2 protein-coding genes and 1 pseudogene are annotated in these 2,077 nt (G+C 36.5%); all 3 read left to right on the top strand.

The features are described 5' to 3' along the window. Positions 1–111, top strand: a pseudogene (locus AC1DTM_RS23910) (dipeptide epimerase); the annotation flags it as partial. Between the two features lie 40 nt (positions 112–151). Then, complete coding sequence (locus AC1DTM_RS23905) at positions 152–1,153, top strand: C40 family peptidase (protein WP_016105106.1); 1,002 nt, start codon at positions 152–154, stop codon at positions 1,151–1,153. Positions 1,154–1,173: 20 nt separating this feature from the next. Further along, positions 1,174–2,077, top strand: a 904-nt coding sequence (locus tag AC1DTM_RS23900; protein WP_477001050.1) for a peptide ABC transporter substrate-binding protein, incomplete at its 3' end; no start/stop codon positions are given.

The following is a 2,077-nucleotide window of genomic DNA, read 5'->3' as shown; positions in this document are numbered from 1 at the left end:
ATTCATTACTTTGATCTTGATGCACCGTTATGGTTAGTAGAAGAGCCAGAAGGAATGACTTACACTGGTCCAAAGGTAAACCTGCATTCTGTAGTGAATATACAATCTTAGAAGGAGTACCTAGTAAACTATCTTTTAAGGAGGATATATTATGAAAAAAGTGGGGACTGCATTATTAACGACATTATTCATTTTTTCATCTTTCACATCGGCAAATGCCGAAGAGAAAAAAGATAAGAAAGCATTTATTGATGTGGCAGCTGCGACGTTATGGACCGCACCAGATTCGCTTCGGCCAATCGATGCACCGAGTGCAACAAATCCAGTTGATTTGTGGAAGTGGACGAAATCAATGACGCTTGATGAGAAGCTTTGGTTAACGAGTGCAAATAAATTAGAAACGCAAGCGCTACTCGGTCAAGAGGTAACGGTTGTTGATAAGAAAGGTGACTGGGTGAAAGTATTAGTCCATGGTCAGCCAACACCACGAAACGAAGTAGGTTACCCGGGATGGATGCCCGAAAAACAATTAACGTATAATCAGGAATTTGCAGATAAAACAAACGAACCTTTTGTATTAGTAACGAAACCGACAGCAATTGTATATATTAACCCTTCTGAAAAACATAAATCACTAGAAGTAAGTTATAATACGCGATTACCACTTTTGAGTGAAGATGCTATTTCGTACCGCGTACTATTACCAAATGGTCAGAAGGCGTGGCTACGGAAAAATGATGGAACTGTTTACCATTCTCAAAATGATATTCCGACTCCAACAGCTGATGATTTAATAAACACCGGCAAGATGTTTTTAGGCTTACCGTATATATGGGCTGGTACAAGTGGGTTTGGTTTTGATTGCTCTGGATTTACACATACGATTTATAAATCACATGGCATTACCATACCGAGGGATTCTGGGCCACAATCAAAAGCAGGAATTGCGGTTGATAAAGAAAACCTACAAAAGGGCGATTTAATATTCTTTGCACATAATCAAGGAAAAGGTAGTGTTCATCACGTTGGAATGTATATTGGTGATGGAAATATGATTCACTCTCCAAAAGCTGAAAGATCGGTAGAAATTATACCGCTAAATACACCAGGATATATAGAAGAATACGCTGGTTCTCGTCGTTACTTACCTTAAAAAATAGAGGGGGTTTTGAAATGAAAAAGGTAGTTCGCTATTCATTAGTTAGTACTCTATTAGTTTCTTCATTTTTAGTTGGCTGTGCAAAAGAAAAAACAACTACAAAGCCGAAAGATGAGAAGAAAGTATTACAGCTACTAGAAACGGGTGAAATTCCATCATTAAATTCAGGGAAAGTAACAGACGCCGTATCGTTTAACGTTTTGAATAATGTAATGGAAGGGTTATTCCGTTTATCGAAAAATGATGAAGTGATCCAGGCTGGGACACAGAAATATGAAGTGAGTAAAGATGGAAAGACATATACATTCCACTTGCGAGATGCGAAATGGTCTAACGGTGATCCAGTAACAGCTCATGATTACGTATATGCTTGGAAGCAACTTATTAATCCAGATACAGCCTCTCAATATGCATATATTGCGTACGATGTGAAAAATGCGGAAAAGATAAATAAGAAACAATTAGGATTAGAAGAATTAGGTGTGAAAGCAAAAGATGATAAAACGTTTGTTGTGGAATTAGAACATCCAGTACCGTATTTTACAAAACTACTTATTTTACCGTCGTTCTATCCAATTAATGAAAAGTTTGCGAAAGAGCAAGGTGATAAATACGGTTTAGAGGCAAATAAAGCGGTGTATAATGGGCCGTTTACGTTGTCGGAGTGGAAGCACGAAGCAAGTTTTACAATGAAGAAAAACGATAAATATTGGGATAAAAAAGAAGTGAAGTTAGATGAAGTAAACTATCAAATTGTTAAAGAAATTTCAACAGCGGTAAATTTATATGAAACAGATAAAGTAGATAGAGCTGTCATTTCTACAGAATTCGTAGATAAATATAAAAATAATAAAGAACAGAAACAATATACAGATCCAGTTATGTATTTCTTCCGTTTCAATGAAAATGTACCGATTC

Source organism: Bacillus sp. P4_D3, from assembly GCF_056401855.1.
The sequence above is the reverse complement of the archived record's forward strand: the minus strand, read 5'-3'. Positions and strand labels throughout refer to the sequence as shown.